Below are 14,197 nucleotides of genomic sequence, written 5' to 3'. Positions count from 1 at the left end.
TAAATCTGATCATGCCAAAGCTGATATCTGCAACTTACCACCCCAATATCGAAGTCGCCGAATTCATCTGTGAAGACGGCCGCCATTTGCTGCGCTCTGGCGGAACCTTGCCATGGCGAATCAACAATCCTGGAGATTTGACAGCCCGAATGGTAAATGGTGTGCCAGCCCCAAAGAAGGCAAAGGGCTACATCGGGTTTGCCACAACTCGATCGAACAGAACATTTCTGATCTTTCCCGACGAAGACTCAGGGCGAGAGGAGTTGAAAGCAAACCTGAAGCGGCTGCACGGCGAGCGAACCATCTCAGAGGCTATCCCCATCTATGCCCCGAAAAATGAAAACAATACAGAAAAATATACGAGCGATTTACTCAAGACGAGCGGCATTCCAGCCCACAGAAAAATAGGCGAATGCACCGATGCAGAGCTCGAAAAAATAACGAACGGCATTTCGGAGATCGAGGGATATCACGCCAATACCGAGACTCGAAAAGAAACCTGGGTTGTCGTAAGCAGAATCAACGCTACCAATGGCAGTCAACCTCTGCCTGATACGGAAATAATTTTGCAAAAAGGAGGCAAGGAAGAAAAGGCTAAATCTGATGAAACAGGGCGCTTCCCGCCCGTGATTCATCCTGCAGACAACTCAGCCGTGCATGTCAAGGTCATGGACCCGAAGACCAAGGAGCCAGTGATAGTTGGATCGATTCAAGGAAGCGCCGGCAAGGATTTCAATCTTTTGGCGAAATTCAGAAAGTGGAAGGGTGTTGCGGGTTCGGAGAAGATCAACAGCTCCACGGCAGGGAAGAAGAAGCCGATGAGCTATGTGGTTCAGCCTGGAGACAGCCTCTGGAAAATTGCAAAGCTATATCGCACCAGCGTTGATGCAATCAAGGATGGTAATGGCTTGAGCAGTGACAGGATTTATCCAGGCGAGGTATTGCTGATCAATGGAAGTGGCAAGGTAAAACCAAGCGATAAGTTGGCGACTCCACTAGTAACAACGGTGGAGACACCAATAGCCCCGGCAATCCCGCCAAAGCGCCCACGTCTTCCTCCGCCACCGGAAGCTCCAATTCTGTCCAGCATAGAGCCATCGGATTCAGAGCGGTCCAAAGAGGGAGCAGGCAAGGTGCTGGCGTTGATCAATCCAGTTTCTGGGCGTGCTCCTTGGATGGCCATTGCTATCGCAGAAGCGAAACTTAGATATGGCAAGCATGAAGAAGTATTGGAAGGCGAAATTGACTATCACGTCGAGATCGGGGATGGTTCAAAGTTTCTGACCAAAATGGCTTGGTGCGCTGCCTTTGTCAATTGGTGCCTGTTGAAGGCAGGGTATCCAATAGAAAACGTGGGTTTTCGAGATCGTCGAGCGACAATGGGGCGGGCACACGGATTTTATGAAATGGATGAAAAGGGAAAGATTCGAAATCCTTTGTTTGTTGAGTTGGATAGGCCAATATATGGTGCTATTTCGGTTGCTACGTATAGGGGTGGGCATGGATATCACGTTGGATTTGCGTATGGAAAGGCAGGAGAGGGAGATTTGATTTTATTGGGCGGAAATCAAGATGATCGAATTAAATTTTCGCCCTTCAATATGAGTTTGGTGCAAACGATGAAAGTGGCTAGTAAGGATGGGCGGGAAAAGGAGGTGGTTGTGAAGAATTCTGATTATTTGCGATACTTTGTTCCCGCTATTTATTATGAGAAGGCCAGAAAAGATCTTGAAAGCCCCGGGTTGGATGCGATGAATGTTGATGCGCTGAATAAGGTGATTGGCGTCCCTCCTGAGTCGAAAAAAAGAAAAACCAAAACTAAAACCAACTGAGGGTCTGAGGAAAATGAAAACTATTAGAGGTCGTGTTTTTGGAAGGTGCTTTGTTGCTGTTCTATTTTTTCTTTCTGCGAGCTCTTTCGCGGGATTTAGAGATGATCATTTTGTTGCTTGGGTCAGTCTTGGAGGGGGCGCTGATGATCAGGAGGTTTCAAGAAAAATTGACGAGTTTGCAAATAGTGATCGCATGAACTCGGTTTGTAGAATTAACTGGACAGGCAATGATTCGATCTTGTATCTAAATGCCCGTATTCCTGGTGTGACAAATGAGCTAATTAGGAAGGTATTTTTTATGCGAGATGCGCCATCATTTTTGAAATTGAGTCGCGCGCTGCGTTCATTCAGAGACCCTAAGGCCAATGTGCACGACGGGCTTGATGGAGTCATTTTTTATGACGGCGAAAAAACCTTTCGCATGATGAGTTTTACTGCCGGAGCAAGAGGGGTTAAGACCTATCCAATTGCACTGAAGACGTCTTCGAGTGCCGAAAATATTGAAGACGCATTTTGTAAACTCCTCCCTCCCATAACTCGCGCACCATAGAGGTCTCCATGAATTATTTGGACTCCCATAAATTTAGCCGCTTCATTGAAAGAAGTGGCAATGCGCTCTATTTGGAGTGAATGGAGCAATCCCAGGCAACTGTTTTGCAAAAAATGAAATATTCGGAGGAATCGCACCAGCCCGAGGCGGAGCTAGATCCGCCTACCCAAAAACCGCACCACGCCAAATCCGCTCACCTGCGGGCACGCTCGACACTTCAAAAATCCCGCTGGTGTCGAGTGGGCTGTGGCAAGTTGATTGCGGATGGGCCGCTCGGCTGGTGGCCGTGCTGCAGCGAGGCTTGCCTGGAAGCCTGGAATGCTCGCCCTCCCACAGTTCAGCTCTCGCGCATCGAGTGGCCTCCTCGCCAGCAAAGCCACGAATGAACAGACCGTAATGAGTTCGCAAGAAATCATCCTCAACCACGACCTCTGGCGCAAAGGCGCGGGTGGCGCTCCGGCCGCCTTGGCTGGGCAAACGGACGCCTCTGCCTATGTCGGTCTCGACCTCGATCTGGCCCGGTTCACCGATTCCGTGTTTGTTGGCAGCAGGTTCGTAGCCACGACTTTTCGCCAAGCGCAATGGACGGCCTGCCGGTTCACCGACTGTGTCTTCGATGCCTGCGATTTCAGCGGCATCTCCATCACCGGCTGCACTTTCGTCAACTGTGTCTTCGATCGCGCCGAATTCAGGCGAAGCACACTCAGCGGTAGTTGCTTGATGCAGTGCCGGTTGAACGGAGTCAACTTCGATCAGGGCCGGTGGTCCGAAGTCAAGCTGCTCGAATGCACCGGCACGCAGGTCAAGGCCCTTGGATTGCGAGGCGAGGGCATCGACTTCACGGGCAGCAACTTCGAGCACTTGCAGTTCGAGGACACGATCCTCAACAGCGCGGTGTGACGGGGCGTTCTTCGCATGATGCTGCGCAGCGCACGCACGGTTGCCATGGTCCCCGCACTCGTGACACCATGGCCGCATGCCCTACCAACTCCATTACTGGCCCACCATCCAGGGCCGCGGCGAATTCGTGCGGCTCGCGCTCGAGGCGGCTGGCGCCGACTATGTCGACGTGGCGCGGCTACCTGAAGCCAAGGGCGGAGGCGAGTCAGCCCTCGGCGAGCGGCTGGACGACCCCAACAGTGCGCGCCCCGCATTCGCACCGCCTTTTCTCGTCGATGGCGACATCGTGGTTGGGCAGACCGCCGCGATCCTGCTGTACCTGGGGCCTCGGCTCGGCCTGTCTGGCGTGGGCGAGTCCGACGGGCTGTGGACGCACCAGCTGCAGCTCACCATCGCCGACGTAGTGGCCGAGGCGCACGACACGCACCATCCGATCTCGGTTGGCGCTTACTACGAAGACCAGCGCGACGCAGCCGTACAGCGTGCACGGGCCTTTCGTGACGAGCGCATCCCGAAGTTCCTGAACTGGTTCGAGCGGGTGCTCCAGCGCAACCCCGCGGGCAGCCTGCACCTGGTGAGTGATGTACTGACCTATGCGGACCTGTCGCTGTTCCAGCTGGTGGACGGCCTGCACTACGCATTTCCGAAGGCCACGGCGAGAGCGCTGGCCGTAACGCCCGCGGTCGAGAAGCTGCATGCCAACGTCAGGCGCCGCCAGCGCGTGCATGACTACCTGCAGAGCCCGCGCCGCATTGCGTTCAACGAAGACGGCATCTTCAGGCGCTACGCCGAGCTGGACGCCTAGGCTTCTTCCGCGCCATTGCGAATGCGCAGCGCGGTCTCGTACAGCGTATTGCGCGCCGCGCCGCTGATCTCGGCAGCCAGCTTCACCGCGGTCTTCACGGGCAGCTCGGCCAGCAGCAGGCGCAGCACGCGTTCGCCTTCCGCGCCGCCGTCGCCGCTCACCGCCACGGGGTGCAGCACCAGCGCGAACTCGCCGCGCGTGCGGTCGCGGTCGGCGCTGAACCACTCGGGCAGGGCGCTGGCCGCGACGGTGGCGATTTCCTCGAACTGCTTGGTGAGCTCGCGGCCGACGGTGATGCGGCGCTCGCCCAGCATGGCCAGTGCACGCGCCAGGCTCTCGATGCGGTGGGGCGCTTCGAGCAGCACCACGGCGCGCGGCTCTTGCAACAGCGCCTGCACGGCGGTGTCGCGCTCGCCAGCCTTGCTCGGCAGAAAGCCGGCGAAGACGAAGGCGCTGCTACTGGCATTGCCGTCGCTGCCGCCATCGGCCACGAGGCCCGCCGCGCCGATCAGCGTGGTCACGCTGCTGGCGCCCGGCAGCGGCAGCACGCGCTGCCCGGCCGCGCGCACGGCTGCGGCCAGTCGCGCGCCGGGGTCGCTTACGCCGGGTGTGCCGGCGTCGCTGACATAGGCGATGCGCTCGCCCTGCGCGAGCCGCGCGACCACGGTCTGCGCGGCCTCGGCTTCGTTGTGCTGGTGCACCGCCAGCAGCCGCGCGCCGGGGCGGTCGATGCCGTAGGCGCGCAGCATGCTCTGCGTGTGGCGCGTGTCCTCGCAGGCGATGGCGTCCATCAGCTGGAGCACATGGAGCGCGCGCAGCGTGATGTCGGCCAGGTTGCCGATGGGCGTGGCGACCACGTAGAGCGTGCCCTGCGGATAATGCTGCGCACCCGCGGCGTCGTGCGCGGCCGCGAGGGCGGCGCCGAAAGAAGCAGGGGCGAGTGAAGCCAAGAGGTTTCTCCGTCGGAATGAACGAACAAAAAAGAAGATTGCAGGCAGGGAGCCATGAAGACCACCACAACGAAGCATCGGGGCGATGCGGCGGAAGACGCCGCGCTCGACTACCTGCGGGACGCCGGCCTGTTGCTGCTCGCGCGCAATTATCGGACGCCCGGGCGCGGCGGCGGCGAGATCGACCTGATCATGCGCGATCCGCGCGGCTCCTCAGGCGGCACGCTGGTGTTCGTCGAGGTCCGTCAGCGCAGCGCCGGCACGCACGGCGGCGCGGGCGGCAGCATCACAGGGATGAAGCAGCGGCGCATCGTGTTCGCCGCGCAGCACTACCTGAGCCGGCTGCGCGTGGTGCCGCCATGCCGTTTCGACGTGGTGCTGGTCGAGGAGAAAATCACCTGGCTTCAAGGCGCCTTCGATGCCGGCTGAAGTGCCCCGCATGGGGAACTGAAGCCCTGCCGAGGGCTCCACAACTCACACGTCTTGTTTCACAACCCCCAGTTATCATCCCGCCTCATGCTTGAGCAACGTATTCAGCAGCACTTCATCGATAGTGCCGACCTCAAATACCAGACCGGACCGGTCCTCAGCAAACCCATCTCTCAAGCGATGCAGGCCATCCTGGCCTGCGTGACCAGCGGCGGCAAGGTGCTGGCTTGCGGCGCTGGCGTGTCTGGTCTGCTGGCGGCCCAGTTCGCCGCGCAGTTCGTGGGCCGCTTCGAACGCGAGCGGCCCGAGCTCGGTGCCATCGCGCTGCCCGGCGACACCACCGACCCCGAGGCCGACAGCGCCAGTGCTGCGGACTCCGACCGCTTTGCCCGACAGGTGCGTGCGCTCGGCCAGGCCGGCGACGTGCTGCTCGCACTGAGCGCCAGCGGGCAGTCTGCGTCGGTGCTGGCTGCGGTGGCGGCCGCGCACGAGCGCGACATGACCGTGGTCGCGTTGCTGGGCAACGCCGTTTCGGGCGTGCCTTCGGCTCCGGGCGCGGGCAGCAGCGGCTCGGGCGGCGCCATTGGCCGCGCGCTGCGCGAAACCGACGTCCAGATCAGCGTGCCGCACGAGCGTGCGGCGCGCATCCACGAAATCCACCAGATCGCGCTGCATTGCCTGTGCGACGGCGTGGATGCCCAGTTACTCGGAGAACAGGAAGCTTCCTCATGACCATGACGACCATGAAGACGACATCGACCCAGCGTTTCGCCCTTGCCCTCACCTTGGGCGCCGCACTGGTTGCAGGCCTTTCCGCCTGCGTGCCGCTCGTCGTGGGCGGCGCGGCCGTGGTGGGCGTGGGCATGGTGGCCACCGACCGCCGCAGCTCGGGCGCGCAACTGGATGACCAGGGCATCGAACTGCGTGCCGCGGCCCGCGTGCGCGACATCGCCAACGACCAGATGTACGTGAGCGTCACCAGCTTCAACCGCCAGGTGCTGCTGACCGGCGCCGTGGGCAGCGATGCCGACCGCCGCCGCGTCGAGGACGAGGTGAGCCGCATCGTGAACGTGCGCTCGGTGGTGAACGAACTGACCATCGGCGCCTCGAGCACCTTCCAGGACCGCTCGAACGACCTCTACATCACCGGCAAGGTGAAGGCCTCGCTGCTCGATGCCAAGGACATCTTCGCCAATTCCTTCAAGGTGGTGGCCGAGCGCGGCACGGTCTACCTGATGGGCATCGCCACGCGGCGCGAAACCGACCGTGCTACCGAAATCACGCGCGGCATCTCGGGCGTGGTGAAGGTGGTGCGGGTGGTCGAGATCGTGAGCGAAGCGGACCTGGCAGCCAGCCAGGCGGCGAACCAGGCTGCGGCGCAGCGTGGCGGTACGGGCCCGGCGCCGGTGACGTCGGCCTCGCCGTCCACGCCTTCGTCGTCGTCTTCTTCTTCCACCTCGCGCGTGCCGCTGCCGCCGATGGAGCCGCTGCCTGCGTCGGGCTCTACGCCCACGCAGCCTTCGGGCAACGCGACGACCTCGCCGGTGCGCTGACAAACAGGCAGCAGCGTCGCAATGAAAAAAGCCCGCATCAGCGGGCTTTTTTCATTTGAGTCGAATGATGAGGCTCGACGTGTCCCAGCGTCGCCCGCCGGCCTGCTGAACGTCGGCATAGAACTGGTCGACCAGCGCCGTCACCGGCACGCGCGCGCCGTTGCGCTTGGCCTCGTCGAGCACCAGGCCCAGGTCCTTGCGCATCCAGTCGACCGCGAAGCCGTAGTCGAACTTGCCCTCGATCATGGTCTTGCCGCGGTTCTCCATCTGCCAGCTCTGGGCCGCGCCCTTGCTGATGACGCCCAGCACCGCCTCCATGTCGAGCCCGGCGCGCTGGCCGAAGGCGATGGCTTCAGACAGGCCCTGCACCAGGCCCGCGATGGCGATCTGGTTCACCATCTTCGCGAGCTGGCCGGCACCGCTTTCGCCCAGCAGCGTGACTGCGCGCGAGAACGCCATGGCCACGGGCTTGATGCGTTCGAACGCCGCCGCGTCGCCGCCGCACATCACGGTGAGCGCACCGTTCTGCGCGCCGGCCTGGCCGCCCGAGACCGGCGCGTCGATGAAGTACAGGCCCAGCGCCTGCGCGGCCTTGGAGAGTTCGCGCGCCACGTCGGCCGAGGCGGTCGTGTGGTCGACCAGCACCGCGCCCTTCTTCATGCCGGCGAAAGCTCCGTCGTCGCCCAGTACCACTGAGCGCAGGTCGTCGTCGTTGCCGACGCAGCAGAACACGATGTCGGCGCCGGCGGCCGCTTCGCGCGGGGTGGCGGCATGGCGCCCGGGCGGGCCGAACTCGGCGGCCCAGGCCTGTGCTTTGGCTGGTGTGCGGTTGTAGACCGTGACGCTGTGGGCGGCCTTGGCCAGGTGGCCTGCCATGGGGCCGCCCATGACGCCGAGGCCGAGGAAAGCCACTGTCTGCGCGGGGACGGATTCGTAGGTGCGGGTGTTGATGCTGCTCATGGGGCGACAGCTTAAAGCCATTCCGCGACAGGCGCGATGGCCTTAACATGTACGTGAACGTACAGGTTTGAGTAGAATGCCTCCACCATGACCGACCCGAGCCCCGCCAAGACCATCACCGTGCGCGATGCCGCGGCCCGGCTCGACGTGACGCCGCGCACGCTCAAGTACTACGAGGAGCTGGGCATCGTGGTGCCGGTGCGCAGCGAGGGTGGCTACCGCCTGTACGAGCAGGCAGACCTCGACAAGCTGGCGCGCGTGCTTCGCATGCGCTCGCTGGGTTTTTCGCTCACGGCCATCACCACGATGCTGCAGCAGCCGATGGAGGCGCCGGCCGAAGGCGGGCGCCCGCGGCTGTCGAATGCGTCACTAAAGACGCTGCGCGAAACGCTCACCGAGCAGCTGGGCACGCTCGATGCGCGCGTGGCGCAGGTCCGCCGCGAACTCAAGGAGGCGGCTTCGCTGCAGGTGCAACTGCGGCGCGACCTCGACTATGTGGAGCGTCGCCTGGCCGGCGAGCCGGTGGAAGAGGCGCTCGAACAGCGCCGCAAGGAACGGCCGGCGTCATGAACACTTCGGCTCTGGCGTGGCCTTCGCGCGGCAATGCCGCGGCCGCGCTGCTGCCCTGGGCCATCGGCCTCGTCACGGCCATCGACTATTTCGACAACGCGCTGTTCGCCTTCTTCGCCAGCTACATCGCCGGCGGCGTCAACGCCTCGCCCGACGAACTGGTGTGGGCTTCGAGCGCCTATGCGCTGGGCGCGGTGCTCGGCATCCTGCATCAGCATGCGTGGATCGAGCGGCTGGGTTACCGGCGCTACCTGGCCGTCTGCATGTTCGCCTTTGCCCTGGGCGGCGTGGGCGCGGCGCTGTGCGACAGCTCGATGCAGCTCACGCTCGCGCGCGCCGTGCAGGGCTACTTCGTCGGCCCGATGCTCGGCGCCTGCCGCATCCTGATCCAGATCGGTATTCCGCCCGCGCGTCGCGCCAAGGCGCTGAAGGCGTTCATGGTGCTGATCGTCTTCGGCGGCGCTCTGGCGCCCATCGCGGGCGCCTTTCTCGTGACCAACTTCGATTGGCGCTGGCTGTTCGCGAGCACCGCGCCGGTTGCGGCGCTGATCGGGCTGCTCGTGCTCTGGACGCTGCCCGACATCGGCGACGTCGAGCCGCACGAGCGCACCGAGCCGCACTACGTCGCCTACGTGGTGTTCGCACTCGCGCAGGCTGCGCTGCAGGTGGTGCTGACGCGCTCGCACTTCGAGCTGTTCACCGGATCGCCAGCACTGATCGGCCTCACCATCGCCGGCGTGGCGGGGCTCGCGTGGTTCGGCTGGCAGCAATGGCAACACCCCGCGCCGCTGGTGCGGCTGCATGCGCTGCGCAATGCATCGTTTCGCGTGGGGCTGGCGCTGTACGTCGTCTACTACTACCTCTCGACGGGCTTCAGCTACCTGCTGCCGCGGATGATGGAAGGCGGGCTCGGCTTCACCGTGGGAAACACCGGCTATTTCACGGGCGCGGCCTCGCTCGCGACCGGGCTGCTGGTGTTCGTCTACCTGAAGTACTCGGCGCGGCTGGCCCGCAAGAAATGGCTCATCGTCACGGGCTTCGGTATTGCGGCGCTGGCGGCGTGGTGGCTGTCGCGGGTCACGCCGCAGGCGGGGCGCGAGGCCTTGCTGGTGCCGCTGCTGTTGCGCGGGCTGCTGATGCTGTTCGTCGTGCTGCCGGTGGCGAACCTCACTTTCAAGCCATTCGCGGCAGAGGAGTTCGCGCACGGCTACCGGCTGAAGAACCTCGTGCGCCAGCTGGCGATTTCATTCGCGACCTCGAGCGTGATCGCGCTGCAGCAGCACCGGCTGGCGCTGCACGAGGTGCGGCTCGGCGAATCGGCCAATCCCGCGAACGCGAGCTTCATGCAGGCGCTGGATTCGTTGACCCGTGGGTTCGCGGCGGCGGGCCATGCTGCCGGCGAGGCGCATGCGATGGCGCTGGGCACGCTGTACCGCACGCTCGAACAGCAGGCCACGTTCATGGCCTCGCTGGACGGGTTCACCGCGATGGCGGTGGTTGCGCTGGCGGCGGGAATCTTCGCTGCGTGGCAGCGAACGATCGATTGACTGCCGCCTAAACGATAGCGAAGTGCTCGGTGCCGGCGGCCAGGTCAGTGCTGCGCGCACGCTGGCTGTTCAGCTTGATCTGCAGCCGCAGGTCGTTTGCCGAGTCCGCGTTGCGGATGGCATCTTCGAAGGTGATCGAGTGGCTTTCGAACAGGTCGAACAGCGCCTGGTCGAAGGTCTGCATGCCCAGGTTGCGGCTCTTGCGCATGATCTCCTTGATTTCACCGACCTCGCCCTTGAAGATCAGGTCGGAAATCAGCGGCGTGTTCAGCAGCACTTCAACCGCGGCCACACGGCCCTGGCCGTCTTCGGTTGGCACCAGCCGCTGCGAGACCAGCGAACGCAGGTTCAGCGACAGGTCCATCAGCAGTTGCGCGCGGCGCTCTTCGGGGAAGAAGTTGATGATCCGGTCCAGCGCCTGGTTGGCGCTGTTGGCGTGCAGCGTGGCCATGCACAGGTGGCCGGTTTCGGCGAAGGCCACCGCATGCTCCATGGTCTCGCGGTCGCGGATTTCGCCCATCAGGATCACGTCTGGCGCCTGGCGCAGCGTGTTCTTCAGCGCGGCTTCCCAGCTGTCGGTGTCGATGCCCACTTCGCGCTGCGTCACCACGCAGTTCTTGTGCGGGTGCACGAACTCGACCGGGTCTTCCACCGTCACGATGTGGCCGTACGAATTTTCGTTGCGCCAGTCGATCATCGCGGCCAGCGTGGTCGACTTGCCCGAGCCCGTGGCGCCCACCATGATGGTGAGGCCGCGCTTGGTCATCGACACGTCTTTCAGAATCTGCGGCATGCCCAGGCCGTCGATGGTCGGCAGCTTGGCGGGAATGGTCCGCAGCACCATGCCGACCTTGCCCTGCTGCACGAAGGCGTTCACGCGGAAGCGGCCGATGCCGGTCGGCGAGATCGCGAAGTTGCATTCCTTGGTGCGCTCGAACTCCGCCGTCTGGCGGTCGTTCATGATCGAGCGCGTGAGCGCCAGCGTGTGCGACGCGCCCAGTGCCTGCTGCGACACCTTGGTGACCTTGCCGTCGACCTTGATGGCCGGCGGAAAGTCGGCGGTGATGAACAAGTCGCTGCCGTTGCGGCTCACCATGAGCTTGAGCAGGTCGTTGATGAACTGGCTGGCTTGATCGCGTTCCATGATGTCTGTGCTCCTGGGGGCTGCTCTTCTTGAATCAGCCCGGGAAGTTTTCGGGGATCTTCGCCTTGCCGCGGGCTTCGGCTGCCGAGATGGTATTGCGGCGCACCAGCTCTGTCAGGTTCTGGTCGAGCGTCTGCATGCCCGAGCCCTGGCCGGTCTGGATGGTGGAGTACATCTGCGCAACCTTGGCCTCGCGGATCAGGTTGCGGATGGCGGGCGTGCCCAGCATGATCTCGTGCGCCGCCACGCGGCCCTGGCCGTCCTTGGTCTTGCACAGCGTCTGCGAGATCACGGCCTGCAGCGACTCCGACAGCATCGCGCGGATCATTTCCTTTTCCTCGCCCGGGAACACGTCGATGATCCGGTCGATGGTCTTGGCGGCCGACGAGGTGTGCAGCGTGCCGAACACCAGGTGGCCCGTTTCGGCCGCGGTCATTGCGAGGCGGATGGTTTCGAGGTCGCGCAACTCGCCCACCAGGATGGCGTCCGGGTCTTCGCGCAGGGCGGAGCGCAGCGCGTTCGAGAACGACAGCGTCATCGGGCCCACTTCGCGCTGGTTGATCAGGCACTTCTTCGACTCGTGCACGAACTCGATCGGGTCTTCCACCGTGAGGATGTGGCCGTACTCGTTTTCGTTGAGGTAGTTGACCATCGCAGCCAGCGTGGTCGACTTGCCCGAGCCCGTGGGGCCCGTCACCAGCACCAGTCCGCGCGGCTTGAGCGCGAGTTCGCCGAAAATCTTTGGCGCGTTCAGCTGCTCCAGCGTCAGGATCTTCGAGGGAATGGTCCGGAACACCGCGGCCGCGCCGCGCGCCTGGTTGAAGGCATTCACACGGAAGCGCGCAAGGCCGTCGATCTCGAACGAGAAGTCGACCTCCAGGAACTCTTCGTAGTGCTTGCGGTGCGTGTCGCTCATGATGTCGTACACCATGGCATGCACGCCCTTGTGATCGAGCGCGTCGACGTTGATGCGGCGCACGTCGCCGTTCACGCGGATCATGGGCGGCAGGCCTGCGGAAAGGTGCAGGTCGGAGGCTTTGTTCTTGACGCTGAACGCCAGCAATTGGGTGATGTCCACGGGGCTCCTCGGCTCGAGTTCGGTGACGTTTTGATACGATTTTGGACGATTATGACGATGATTGGCGACGACCTCCAGCAAGTAAACAGCCGGATCGCAAAGGCATGTGTAACGGCCGGCCGCGACCCGGGTGAGGTGCGGCTGCTGGCGGTGTCAAAGACCTTCGGGCCGGAGGCGGTGCGCGAGGCGCATGCGGCGGGCCAGTCGGCCTTCGGCGAGAACTACGTGCAGGAGGGTCTGGACAAGATCGAAGCCCTCGCCGATCTGCGCGCCACCCTCGAATGGCACTGCATCGGCCCTCTGCAAAGCAACAAGACGCGGCCCGTGGCCGAGCACTTCGACTGGGTCCACAGCATCGACCGGCTGAAGATTGCCGAGCGCCTGTCGGCCCAGCGGCCGACTCACCTGCCGCCGCTCAATGTATGCCTTCAGGTTAATGTGGACGGCGGCGCCAACAAGTCCGGCGTGCCGCCTGAAGAGGCACTGGCGCTGGCACGCGCTGTGGCGGCTTTGCCACAGCTGCGGCTGCGCGGGCTCATGGCGATCCCCGAACCGGCGGCGGACTTCGAGGCGCAGCGCGCGTTGTGCCTGCGCGCGCATGCGGTGTACCAGTCGATTCGCGACGCGGGCATCGAACTCGACACGCTGTCGCTCGGCATGAGCGCTGATCTTGAAGCGGCGATCAGCGCAGGCAGCACGATGGTGCGCGTCGGCACGGCGATCTTCGGTGGGCGGGCACGCAAGCCCGCCTGAGGTCAGCTGGCGCGCTCACACCCCCAGCGGGAGGCGCGCGCTGCTCTTCACTTCTTCCATCACCGCATAAGTCCGCGTCTCGCGCACGCCGGGCAATTGCCACAGCACGGTGCCCGCGAACTCACGATAGGCGGCCATGTCGGCCATGCGGGTCTTGAGCAAATAGTCGAAGCCGCCCGCCACCATGTGGCATTCCATGATCTCGTCGCGCACCTGCACGGCCGCCTTGAACTGGTCGAACACATTGGGTGTGGTGCGGTCGAGCAGCACCTCGACGAAGACGGTGAAGCCGCGGCCCAGCTTGTGCGGATCGAGGCGAGCCTCGTAGCCCAGGATGAAGCCGTCGCGCGTGAGCCGCTGCACCCGCGCCAGCACCGCGGTGGGTGAGAGCGCCACTGCCTCGGCCAGCTTGAGGTTGGTGATGCGGCCGTCCTCCTGAAGGATCTTCAGCAGCCGGAGATCGATGCGGTCCAGGTCGAGCATCAGAAGATTATCCGGCCCGAACGCTGATTGCTGGCGGAAGATGCGGCCTATGACCGCTGACCATAGGAGATAGAACCAAGGCGCTGGCGGTGGTCTACCCTGGCCTACCCAGGGCGCCGCCGTGCGCCGTCAGCTCTTTCGCGCGCTCTCAGCGAACCTGGGTCTGCGACTGTGCCGCCGCTTGCCGATTCTTGAGCTGGTCGACCAGTGCGCCGTAGGCGGGGCTCGCGCGCAGCTTGGTGTATTCGGCTGCCGCCTGGCGGTAGCCGGGCTTCGTCATATCGGCACCGGCTTCTCCGCTCTGCTGGGCCGCCAGGCCCGACTGGATCCACAGCCGCGTGTCGGCCGCCACCGCGGCGCGGGTGTTGGCCGAGACTGCGACCGCCTCTTGCTGATAGCCGCTGGTGTAGCCCTGCGTGGGGGCGGTCTTCAGCCACTGCACTGCGTCGGCGGTCACCGCTGAGCGCGTCGTCGACGAGGTCAGCGGCACGGGACGCGGATCGCCCTCGGCGTAGTTGCCGGCGAAGCTCGGCGCTGCGATCACGCCCAGCAGGGCGGCGAGGGTGGCGGTGCCGAGCAGTCGGGTGGCGGAAGCTTGCTTGTTCATTCGGGACTCCTTGAGGGTGGTTGGGTTGCCTTGGTT

General features: G+C 63.5%; 16 protein-coding genes. 10 read left to right on the top strand and 6 right to left on the bottom strand.

The genetic code is table 11. The features are described 5' to 3' along the window. Positions 1-11 precede the first annotated feature (11 nt). The 4 genes from BLW48_RS26725 to BLW48_RS26715 all read left to right on the top strand — a co-directional run bounded on the left by BLW48_RS26725 (position 12) and on the right by BLW48_RS26715 (position 4,087). On the top strand, positions 12-1,832 hold the full coding sequence (locus BLW48_RS26725; protein WP_093178467.1) for a LysM peptidoglycan-binding domain-containing protein: 1,821 nt from the start codon (positions 12-14) through the stop codon (positions 1,830-1,832). Between the two features lie 13 nt (positions 1,833-1,845). Beyond that, positions 1,846-2,382, top strand: coding sequence for a hypothetical protein (locus tag BLW48_RS35090; RefSeq protein WP_177142418.1), 537 nt, complete (start codon positions 1,846-1,848; stop codon positions 2,380-2,382). A gap of 396 nt (positions 2,383-2,778) precedes the next feature. Further along, entirely contained in the window at positions 2,779-3,282 is a 504-nt protein-coding gene (locus BLW48_RS26720; protein WP_093178566.1) for a pentapeptide repeat-containing protein, read from the top strand. A gap of 76 nt (positions 3,283-3,358) precedes the next feature. After that, on the top strand, positions 3,359-4,087 hold the full coding sequence (locus tag BLW48_RS26715; protein WP_093178465.1) for a glutathione S-transferase: 729 nt from the start codon (positions 3,359-3,361) through the stop codon (positions 4,085-4,087). Here the strand turns inward: BLW48_RS26715 and rsmI are convergent. Further along, positions 4,084-5,037: a 16S rRNA (cytidine(1402)-2'-O)-methyltransferase gene (gene rsmI, locus BLW48_RS26710; protein ID WP_093178463.1), complete on the bottom strand. Its 954-nt coding sequence runs from the start codon at positions 5,035-5,037 to the stop codon at positions 4,084-4,086. The two genes, BLW48_RS26715 and rsmI, sit on opposite strands and share 4 nt — an antisense overlap. A gap of 54 nt (positions 5,038-5,091) precedes the next feature. Here rsmI and BLW48_RS26705 point away from each other — a divergent pair, with 54 nt between their 5' ends. The 3 genes from BLW48_RS26705 to BLW48_RS26695 all read left to right on the top strand — a co-directional run bounded on the left by BLW48_RS26705 (position 5,092) and on the right by BLW48_RS26695 (position 7,019). Continuing rightward, complete coding sequence (locus BLW48_RS26705) at positions 5,092-5,466, top strand: YraN family protein (RefSeq protein WP_093178462.1); 375 nt, start codon at positions 5,092-5,094, stop codon at positions 5,464-5,466. A gap of 87 nt (positions 5,467-5,553) precedes the next feature. Beyond that, positions 5,554-6,198, top strand: coding sequence for an SIS domain-containing protein (locus BLW48_RS26700; RefSeq protein ID WP_093057690.1), 645 nt, complete (start codon positions 5,554-5,556; stop codon positions 6,196-6,198). Continuing rightward, entirely contained in the window at positions 6,195-7,019 is an 825-nt protein-coding gene (locus BLW48_RS26695) for a BON domain-containing protein (RefSeq protein WP_177142417.1), read from the top strand. The genes BLW48_RS26700 and BLW48_RS26695 overlap by 4 nt, the downstream gene beginning before the upstream one ends. 51 nt (positions 7,020-7,070) lie before the next feature. Here the strand turns inward: BLW48_RS26695 and BLW48_RS26690 are convergent, their stop codons facing one another. Then, complete coding sequence (locus tag BLW48_RS26690; RefSeq protein ID WP_093178460.1) at positions 7,071-7,979, bottom strand: NAD(P)-dependent oxidoreductase; 909 nt, start codon at positions 7,977-7,979, stop codon at positions 7,071-7,073. 87 nt (positions 7,980-8,066) lie between these two features. On the opposite strand from BLW48_RS26690, the gene BLW48_RS26685 reads away from it, so the two are divergent. Together BLW48_RS26685 and BLW48_RS26680 are read left to right on the top strand one after the other, a co-directional pair. Further along, complete coding sequence (locus BLW48_RS26685) at positions 8,067-8,549, top strand: MerR family transcriptional regulator (RefSeq protein WP_093057688.1); 483 nt, start codon at positions 8,067-8,069, stop codon at positions 8,547-8,549. Beyond that, positions 8,546-10,096 (top strand): MFS transporter, encoded by a 1,551-nt coding sequence (locus BLW48_RS26680; RefSeq protein WP_093178458.1) that lies wholly within the window; start codon positions 8,546-8,548, stop codon positions 10,094-10,096. The genes BLW48_RS26685 and BLW48_RS26680 overlap by 4 nt, the downstream gene beginning before the upstream one ends. 7 nt (positions 10,097-10,103) lie before the next feature. Here the strand turns inward: BLW48_RS26680 and BLW48_RS26675 are convergent, their stop codons facing one another. Then, positions 10,104-11,240, bottom strand: a complete 1,137-nt coding sequence (locus BLW48_RS26675; RefSeq protein ID WP_093057686.1) for a PilT/PilU family type 4a pilus ATPase — start codon at positions 11,238-11,240, stop codon at positions 10,104-10,106. 34 nt (positions 11,241-11,274) lie between these two features. Beyond that, positions 11,275-12,318, bottom strand: coding sequence for a type IV pilus twitching motility protein PilT (locus tag BLW48_RS26670; RefSeq protein ID WP_007833310.1), 1,044 nt, complete (start codon positions 12,316-12,318; stop codon positions 11,275-11,277). A gap of 51 nt (positions 12,319-12,369) precedes the next feature. On the opposite strand from BLW48_RS26670, the gene BLW48_RS26665 reads away from it, so the two are divergent. Further along, positions 12,370-13,071: a YggS family pyridoxal phosphate-dependent enzyme gene (locus BLW48_RS26665; RefSeq protein ID WP_093178457.1), complete on the top strand. Its 702-nt coding sequence runs from the start codon at positions 12,370-12,372 to the stop codon at positions 13,069-13,071. Between the two features lie 15 nt (positions 13,072-13,086). Here the strand turns inward: BLW48_RS26665 and BLW48_RS26660 are convergent, their stop codons facing one another. Both BLW48_RS26660 and BLW48_RS26655 read right to left on the bottom strand, forming a co-directional pair. Beyond that, entirely contained in the window at positions 13,087-13,554 is a 468-nt protein-coding gene (locus BLW48_RS26660; protein WP_093057684.1) for an Lrp/AsnC ligand binding domain-containing protein, read from the bottom strand. A 148-nt stretch (positions 13,555-13,702) separates the two neighbouring features. Beyond that, entirely contained in the window at positions 13,703-14,161 is a 459-nt protein-coding gene (locus tag BLW48_RS26655) for a hypothetical protein (RefSeq protein ID WP_093178455.1), read from the bottom strand. Positions 14,162-14,197 lie beyond the last annotated feature (36 nt).

It is taken from the genome of Variovorax sp. YR266, from assembly GCF_900107295.1.
Lineage (GTDB): Bacteria > Pseudomonadota > Gammaproteobacteria > Burkholderiales > Burkholderiaceae_C > Variovorax.
The sequence above is the reverse complement of the archived record's forward strand: the minus strand, read 5'-3'. Positions and strand labels throughout refer to the sequence as shown.

What these genes read in the sequence shown, in the direction of transcription:
- BLW48_RS26690 (WP_093178460.1), bottom strand. Translation starts at nt 7,979, where the DNA reads ATGAGCAGCATCAACACCCGCACCTACGAATCCGTCCCCGCGCAGACA.
- BLW48_RS26660 (WP_093057684.1), bottom strand. Translation starts at nt 13,554, where the DNA reads ATGCTCGACCTGGACCGCATCGATCTCCGGCTGCTGAAGATCCTTCAG.
- BLW48_RS26720 (WP_093178566.1), top strand. Translation starts at nt 2,779, where the DNA reads ATGAGTTCGCAAGAAATCATCCTCAACCACGACCTCTGGCGCAAAGGC.
- BLW48_RS26715 (WP_093178465.1), top strand. Translation starts at nt 3,359, where the DNA reads ATGCCCTACCAACTCCATTACTGGCCCACCATCCAGGGCCGCGGCGAA.
- BLW48_RS35090 (WP_177142418.1), top strand. Translation starts at nt 1,846, where the DNA reads ATGAAAACTATTAGAGGTCGTGTTTTTGGAAGGTGCTTTGTTGCTGTT.
- BLW48_RS26685 (WP_093057688.1), top strand. Translation starts at nt 8,067, where the DNA reads ATGACCGACCCGAGCCCCGCCAAGACCATCACCGTGCGCGATGCCGCG.
- BLW48_RS26680 (WP_093178458.1), top strand. Translation starts at nt 8,546, where the DNA reads ATGAACACTTCGGCTCTGGCGTGGCCTTCGCGCGGCAATGCCGCGGCC.
- BLW48_RS26655 (WP_093178455.1), bottom strand. Translation starts at nt 14,161, where the DNA reads ATGAACAAGCAAGCTTCCGCCACCCGACTGCTCGGCACCGCCACCCTC.
- BLW48_RS26700 (WP_093057690.1), top strand. Translation starts at nt 5,554, where the DNA reads ATGCTTGAGCAACGTATTCAGCAGCACTTCATCGATAGTGCCGACCTC.
- BLW48_RS26705 (WP_093178462.1), top strand. Translation starts at nt 5,092, where the DNA reads ATGAAGACCACCACAACGAAGCATCGGGGCGATGCGGCGGAAGACGCC.
- BLW48_RS26665 (WP_093178457.1), top strand. Translation starts at nt 12,370, where the DNA reads ATGACGATGATTGGCGACGACCTCCAGCAAGTAAACAGCCGGATCGCA.
- BLW48_RS26695 (WP_177142417.1), top strand. Translation starts at nt 6,195, where the DNA reads ATGACCATGACGACCATGAAGACGACATCGACCCAGCGTTTCGCCCTT.
- BLW48_RS26725 (WP_093178467.1), top strand. Translation starts at nt 12, where the DNA reads ATGCCAAAGCTGATATCTGCAACTTACCACCCCAATATCGAAGTCGCC.
- BLW48_RS26675 (WP_093057686.1), bottom strand. Translation starts at nt 11,240, where the DNA reads ATGGAACGCGATCAAGCCAGCCAGTTCATCAACGACCTGCTCAAGCTC.